This window comes from Corynebacterium sp. 13CS0277 (assembly GCF_002994655.1).
Taxonomy (GTDB): domain Bacteria; phylum Actinomycetota; class Actinomycetes; order Mycobacteriales; family Mycobacteriaceae; genus Corynebacterium.
This window is the reverse complement of record NZ_PPDL01000010.1, coordinates 96606-102896: the sequence shown is the minus strand read 5'-3', so window position 1 is coordinate 102896 and position 6291 is coordinate 96606. Positions and strand designations below refer to the sequence as shown.

4 protein-coding genes are annotated in these 6291 nt (G+C 70.6%); 1 reads left to right on the top strand and 3 read right to left on the bottom strand.

The genetic code is table 11. The annotated features are described in order from the left end of the window. Window positions 1-219: 219 nt before the first annotated feature. Complete coding sequence (gene ppk2 / locus C1Y63_RS06000; RefSeq protein ID WP_106015563.1) at window positions 220-1119, top strand: polyphosphate kinase 2; 900 nt, start codon at window positions 220-222, stop codon at window positions 1117-1119. Between the two features lie 104 nt (window positions 1120-1223). Here ppk2 and C1Y63_RS05995 read toward each other — a convergent pair whose 3' ends face one another. From C1Y63_RS05995 to C1Y63_RS05985, 3 genes are all read right to left on the bottom strand, one after another. Beyond that, window positions 1224-5258: a Pls/PosA family non-ribosomal peptide synthetase gene (locus tag C1Y63_RS05995; RefSeq protein ID WP_106015562.1), complete on the bottom strand. Its 4035-nt coding sequence runs from the start codon at window positions 5256-5258 to the stop codon at window positions 1224-1226. Between the two features lie 291 nt (window positions 5259-5549). Continuing rightward, window positions 5550-5996 carry a MarR family winged helix-turn-helix transcriptional regulator gene (locus tag C1Y63_RS05990; RefSeq protein ID WP_106015561.1) on the bottom strand — a complete coding sequence of 149 codons (447 nt, stop codon included), beginning with the start codon at window positions 5994-5996 and terminating at the stop codon, window positions 5550-5552. Next, a complete protein-coding gene (locus C1Y63_RS05985; RefSeq protein ID WP_106015560.1) occupies window positions 5996-6286 on the bottom strand; it encodes a rhodanese-like domain-containing protein in 291 nt (96 codons plus the stop codon). Before C1Y63_RS05985 ends, C1Y63_RS05990 begins: the two co-directional genes overlap by 1 nt. Between the last annotated feature and the right edge of the window lie 5 nt (window positions 6287-6291).

Below are 6291 nucleotides of genomic sequence, written 5' to 3'. Positions count from 1 at the left end.
ACTCCGGCTGAAGTCCTTGCCAAGTTGCTAGAGTCTGATTAAACCCACGTGTTGCGACCATCACTTGAATCCGCCCAGCGGTGTAGCGCTTCCGCTACAGGCTGAGCGGCGGGTGCGGCTGCCCGAGCACCCCTAGATGGGGGCAATAGTGGGGTGTGTGCCCAGGTCGATGCGCAAAACGGGGCGGGGATACCCGGGGGAGGGTCTACAATCGGAAGCATGGCTGACGCAAAAGAACAGGAACTGCCCATCGTCGATTTGGCGGCCACGGAGGGCTACATCGTCGACGATTCTGACGAAGACGATCCGGTCCTGCTGACTCCCGAGGGGAAGCCGATTGATACGTGGCGGGAGAATTACCCCTACGACGAGCGGATGTCGCGCGACGAGTACGAAAAGATCAAGCGCGGCCTCCAGATCGAGCTGCTGAAGTGGCAGAACTGGACGAAGGATACCGGCCAGCGCCACATCATCCTGTTTGAAGGCCGCGACGCCGCCGGTAAGGGTGGCACCATTAAGCGCTTCAACGAGCACCTCAACCCCCGTGGTGCCCGCACCGTCGCCCTGGAGAAGCCCTCCCCGCGCGAGTCGACCTCCTGGTACTTCCAGCGCTACATTCAGCACTTCCCCTGCGCCGGCGAGATCGTCTTCTTCGACCGCTCCTGGTACAACCGTTCCGGCGTGGAGCGCGTCATGGGCTTCTGCACCGAGTCGCAGCACGCCGAGTTCCTCCGCGAGGTGCCCATGCTGGAGAACATGATCATGGGCTCCGGGATTAGCTTGACGAAGTTCTGGTTCTCCGTGACCCAGAAGGAGCAGCGCACCCGGTTTGCGATCCGCCAGGTGGATCCGGTGCGCCAGTGGAAGCTGTCGCCGATGGACTTGGCGTCCTTGGACCGCTGGGACGATTACACCCGCGCGAAGGAAGAGCAGTTCCGCTACACGGATACTGACGAGTCGCCGTGGATCACGATCAAGTCGAATGACAAGAAGCGCGCCCGCATCAACGCCATGCGCTATGTGCTGTCGAAGTTCGAGTACACCGGTAAGGATCACGAGCTGGTGGGCCAGCCCGATCCGAAGATCGTGCTGCGCGGCCGCGACCAGATCGGCGACTAACATCGCCCGCGTCGCCTGAAGCTCACACGCTCCCCGTGTGCACCCCCTTTGTGTGGTGGTGCCCGGGGAGCGTCGTCGTTTCTCGCGGTCTGTGTGGCGGCGAGCTAGTCGTCCTCGTCGTCTGCTGCGGCGGGCGGTGCGGCCGCTGCTGGCAGCGGGATGGCGTCGCCTGCACTGCGTGACTCGGGGTCCTTTTGCGGCGTCGGCTCGTTGGCGTCCTGTGCGCCTGTGTGGGGCGCTGTGAGGGCCTCGACGGGGTTGCCGGCCCACTGGGTGCCGGCGGGCAGCGCGTCGCCCCTGAGGACGAGGGAGGAGCCGCCGACCAGTGTGCCACAGCCGAGGGACGCACCGGGGAGGATCACACTGTGGGGGCCGAGGCTACTGCCCGCCCCCAGGCGCACCACGTCGAGGGACATGACGCGGTCTTGGAAGAGGTGGGTTTGCACCACGCAGCCCCGCTCCACGGTGGCACCATCGCCGATGCGGACGAGGTCCGCCTCGGGCAGCCAATAGGATTCCAGCCAGCAGCCCCGGCCGACACGCGCCCCCAGTAGCCGCATGGCGGCCGGGATGAGCGGGGTGCCGGGGGCCTTGGTGAGCAGCCACACCGCGAGCACCGATTCCACGAACGCGTCCTGGAGTTCGTTGAGCCAGATAAACGGCGTCCACAGGGCGTGGGCGCCGGGGCGGATGCGGCCGACGCACGCCCACTTCACCAACACGGTGATGATGAGCGCCGCCACCCCGGCGGTGGCCTGGGCGGCCAGCAGCGCCGCCCACGTCGCGAGCACGCTACCCGTGTGTACCCACGTCACCGCGCCGGCGGCGGCCACACCGCAGGCCAGCAGGCTCGACGTCATGGGGGCGGTCAGCCGCAGGGTCTCCACGGCGGCGCGGGCGACCTTGAGCGCGGTTCCCGGCTGGTAGGTGCGGGCCCCGTCCGCGCAGACGGCGACGCGGCGCAGCCGCACCGGCGGGGAGCCCATCCAGTCGGAGTTCGCCTTCGCCTGCTTCGGCGCCTGGGAGAGCACCGCGATGAGGCTGTTTTTCTTCACTTTGCGCCCGGGGGCGACGAGCCCGGAGTTGCCGACGAAGCTGCGGCGACCGATGGTGACCCGCCCGGTGCGGATCCAGCCGTTGCCGAGCTGGTAGCCGCCAAGCTGGGTGTCATCGGCGCAGAAGGTTTCTTCCCGCACCTCCGTCAAGCGGGGGATGAGGACCGCGGTGGAGACTTCCGCATCGCGCCCCACCCGGGCCCCCAGCAGCCGCAGCCAGTGCGGGGTGAGCAGCGCCGCGTAGAGGGGGAACAGGTGGCGGCGGGCGTCGTCCATGAGGCGCCAGACCAGCCAGATGCGCACCCCGTGGGCGCTGCGGACAGGGTGGATGTCCTCGTCGAGGCCGCGCTGCGCGAGCCGCACCACGACCGCGATGAGCAGCGCCAGCACGCCCAGCGCCACGACCGCGCCCACCGGCGCAAGCGCGAGCGCCCAGCCCACCCGGGCCGCGCCTACAGCACCAAGCCGCGCGGGCAGCAGGCCGACGAGTGCGGCGCCGCAGGCGACACTGAGGACGGGCAGCGCCCCCGCGAGCGCGGCCGCGGCACCGTGGGCGGCGACCCACAGCCGGGCCGCGGGCGGCGGGTCGGTGGGGAAGGTGCGGCGCGGGCGGCCCACCCGCACGGCGGGGCTGCCCGCCCAGCGGCTACCGGGGGTGGTGCGCCGGTCGAGGTGGGCGTGGGCCTCCAGGTGGCTGCCGCGCGCCACATGCGCCCCCGGGGCCAGCACGGCCCGGGCGCCGACGCGGGCCTGCGGGCCGATGCGCACCGGCCCGAGGAGGAAGCGGTCCCCGCGCACCTCGTAGCCGCACAGGTCGACCTCGGGGCCGATGGCGCAGTACGCGCCGAAGCGGGCCATGCCCGTCACCGGCGGCACGGAGTGCAGGGTCACGCCCCGGCCGACGCGGCAGCCCAGCAGGCGGGCGTAGACGCCGATGAACACGGCACCGGCGGTGCCGTGGGCGCCGAACGCCTCCTGGAGGCGCTCCGCGGCCCACACCCGCAGGTGCACGACCCCACCCCGGGGATACTCACCTGGCTGCAGCCCGGCGGTGAGTGCCCGGCAGCTGGCGGCGCTGAGCAGCATCCGCACCGGCGGCAGCACGTACAGCGCCCCCGCGAGCGCCCACCCGGGGCCCGCCACGCCCGCCCCCCACAGGCCGATGAGCAGCCAGGCGAGCCACAGCAGTGCCCGCACCCCAAGAAAGACCGGCAACGCCGCCAGCTGGGCGGCCTGCGTGGCCCGCGGCACCGGGCGCACCGGTACTTTAGTTGCGTCGTCCGCGGCAGATCCTGCCGGCCCGGGGACACCGGCCGTGCCGGTGGGGGCGGTGAGGGCCGCATCAATGTCGGGGGCGAGGGCCAGGAGGCGTTCCGCCAGGGCGCCGAGGCGCGGGTAGTCGTAGATGTCCCGCACGCTGAGGCTGGGGGCGTGGGCCCGCAGGCCGGCCGCGACGGCGGCCGCCGCCAAGGAGGTGCCACCGGCGGCGAAGAAATCCGTGTTGTCGTCCTGGGCTTCCACCCCGGCGTCCGCCCACGCGGCGGCGATGAGCCGCTGGCGGGGGCAGGAGAACTCCTGGGTGGTGGTCTCCAGGGGCCAGGGCAGGGCCTTCTTGTCCACCTTGCCGGAGGTCGTCACCGGCAGCTGCGGCATGAGGTGCAGGCGCGGCACCAGGGCCGCCGGCATGCGGCGCGCCAGGTCGGCGCGCACCTCCTCCACGAGGCGCGCGGCGGCCGCCGGGTCGTCGGCCGGGGTGAGCCCATCGCCGAAGGCGTCTGCGGTGGGGCTGAAGTAGCCCACCAGCACTTTCGTGCCGGCGGCAGTCTCCTGGGCGAGCACCGCCGCCGCCTGCACGTGGGGCGCCTGGCTGAGCTGCGCGGTGACCTCCCCGAGCTCAATGCGGCGGCCACCGATCTTCACCTGGTCGTCCACCCGCCCAATGAAGTGCAGGCCGTCGGGACCCACGCGCACCATATCGCCCGTGCGGTAGGCGCGCGCCCACCCCAGCCCCTCATGCGGGGCGTAGACCACGCGGTCTTTGTCCTCGTCGAGGTACCGCCCCAACCCCACTCCACCGATGATGAGCTCACCGTGCTCCGCGGGCTGGCCGTGCGCATCCACGACGGCGAGATCCCAGCCCGCCAACGGCCACCCAATCGTCACCGGCTCCCCCGCCCGCAGCCGCGCCCCGCAGGCCACGACGGTGGCCTCCGTGGGGCCGTAGGTGTTCCACACTTCCCGCTCGCCATCGTCGAGGCGGGCGATGAGCTCCGCGGGGCAGGCCTCCCCGCCGAAAATCATCAGCCGCACCCCCACGAGTGCGGACTCCGGCCACAGGGCGGCGAGCGTCGGCACCGTGGAGATCACCGTAATGCCCCGGGAGGCCAACCAGGGGCCCAAGTCGCCCCCGGAGCGCACGAGCGCCCGGGGCGCAGGTACCAGGCAGGCGCCGTGCCGCCACGCCAACCACATTTCCTCACAGGAGGCATCGAAGGCGACCGACAGGCCCGCCAGCACCCGATCCTCCGGGCCCAGGGGTGCGTCCTGGACGAAGAGGGAGGCCTCCGCGTCGACGAAGGCGGCGGCACTGCGGTGGGTGATCGCCACCCCCTTCGGCAGGCCCGTGGACCCGGAGGTGAAAATAATCCACGCGTCATCGCCGCAACTGGGGCGCTGGATGGGGCGGGCCGGCCGGCGGGGGCCTGTCAGCCGCAACCCGCTGGCACCGAAGATGGCCGCCACCTGCGCCTGCCCGAAGACGATCTCGGCGCGCTCCTCCGGGTCGTCGGCGTCCACCGGCACATAGGCTGCGCCTGCCGCCAGCACGCTCAACAGCGCGATGTAGAGATCCTTATGCCCCGAGGGCATCCTTAACCCCACCCGATCCCCGTGGCCGATACCCAGCGAGGCCAACCAGGCGGCGGTGCGGTGGACTTCCTCGACGAGTTCGGCGTAGGTGATGACCTGCCCATCGTCGATGGCGGCCGCATCGGGGAAGCGTGCGGCGGTGGCCTCCAGCACGTCGAGGAGGGTGCGCGGCGGGGCGGCGTGCGCCGCGCGGAGAAACTCAGTGGGGGAAGACATGGGGGCACACGCTCACGGGAGGCTGCGAGGACGATAGAAGAAGAGAAAGAGAAAACTGAGGAAGAAGAGACAACACGACGACATCCAAAAGAAGGGGTCGAGGGGGTAGAAAGAAGAAGAATCTCACCGGGCCGCAGGCGCGGACATGCGTGCGAAGGTGGCGGTTCTCCAGTCGCGCGAAACCCCGCACCGGGTGAGACGCCGGTACGGGGTGAGACAGACGAGGGACAGCAGACGACCACGCGCACACACGTCGTTCCCGGGGTGCGCCCCTGGGGAGGGTGCGGGGTGTTAGTCGTCGTCGGCGGCGATGATCGACTTCGCCAACTTCCGCAGGTGCTTGAGCTGCTTCGACGTCGACTCATCGAGGGCACGATCCTCGGCGGCGGCGACCAGAACGGCGAGTTCCTTCTGGGCGGACTTGCCTTTCTTCGTCGACGCCACGATCTGCCGGCGGCGATCCTTCGGGTCGCGTTCCCGCTTCGCCCAGCCCCGCTTCTCCAGGGCGTCGACGAGACGCACCATGTCGGAGGCATCCACCGCCAGCACATCGCACAGGGCGGACTGGCTGGCCGCATCCCCCGACACCAGGCAGGTCAGCACCCAGAATTCCCGCAGCGTCGTCTTGTGGCCCGCGAGGTCCGCCTCGACGTGGTCGCGGGTGCGGCGACGCAGCCGCTCCAACTGGAACGACGGGGACTCCAGCAGTGCGGTCGGCACATCAGGATGGTGGGGCATTAGTGCTCCTGCGGCAGGTTGGCCGCCACCCACGCGGACGTGCCACCAGCAACGTTGATGGCGTCGATGCCGTTGGCCGCCAAGTACTGGGCGGCGCGGGCGGAACGCCCACCGGACTGGCAAATGACGTAGACGTCGCGGTCCACATCCAACGTGCCCAGCGCGCTCGGCACCTGCGCGAGCGGCACGTTCACCGCGCCCGCCGCATGCACCTGGCTGAACTCTTCCGGTTCCCGCACATCGATCAGCTGGGCGCCCGCAGGGACCTCAGTCACAGCGACTTCCCGCATGGTGA

Coding starts and splice junctions, on each gene's coding strand:
- C1Y63_RS05985 (WP_106015560.1), bottom strand. CDS start 6,286: ATGCGGGAAGTCGCTGTGACTGAGGTCCCTGCGGGCGCCCAGCTGATC.
- C1Y63_RS05990 (WP_106015561.1), bottom strand. CDS start 5,996: ATGCCCCACCATCCTGATGTGCCGACCGCACTGCTGGAGTCCCCGTCG.
- ppk2 (WP_106015563.1), top strand. CDS start 220: ATGGCTGACGCAAAAGAACAGGAACTGCCCATCGTCGATTTGGCGGCC.
- C1Y63_RS05995 (WP_106015562.1), bottom strand. CDS start 5,258: ATGTCTTCCCCCACTGAGTTTCTCCGCGCGGCGCACGCCGCCCCGCCG.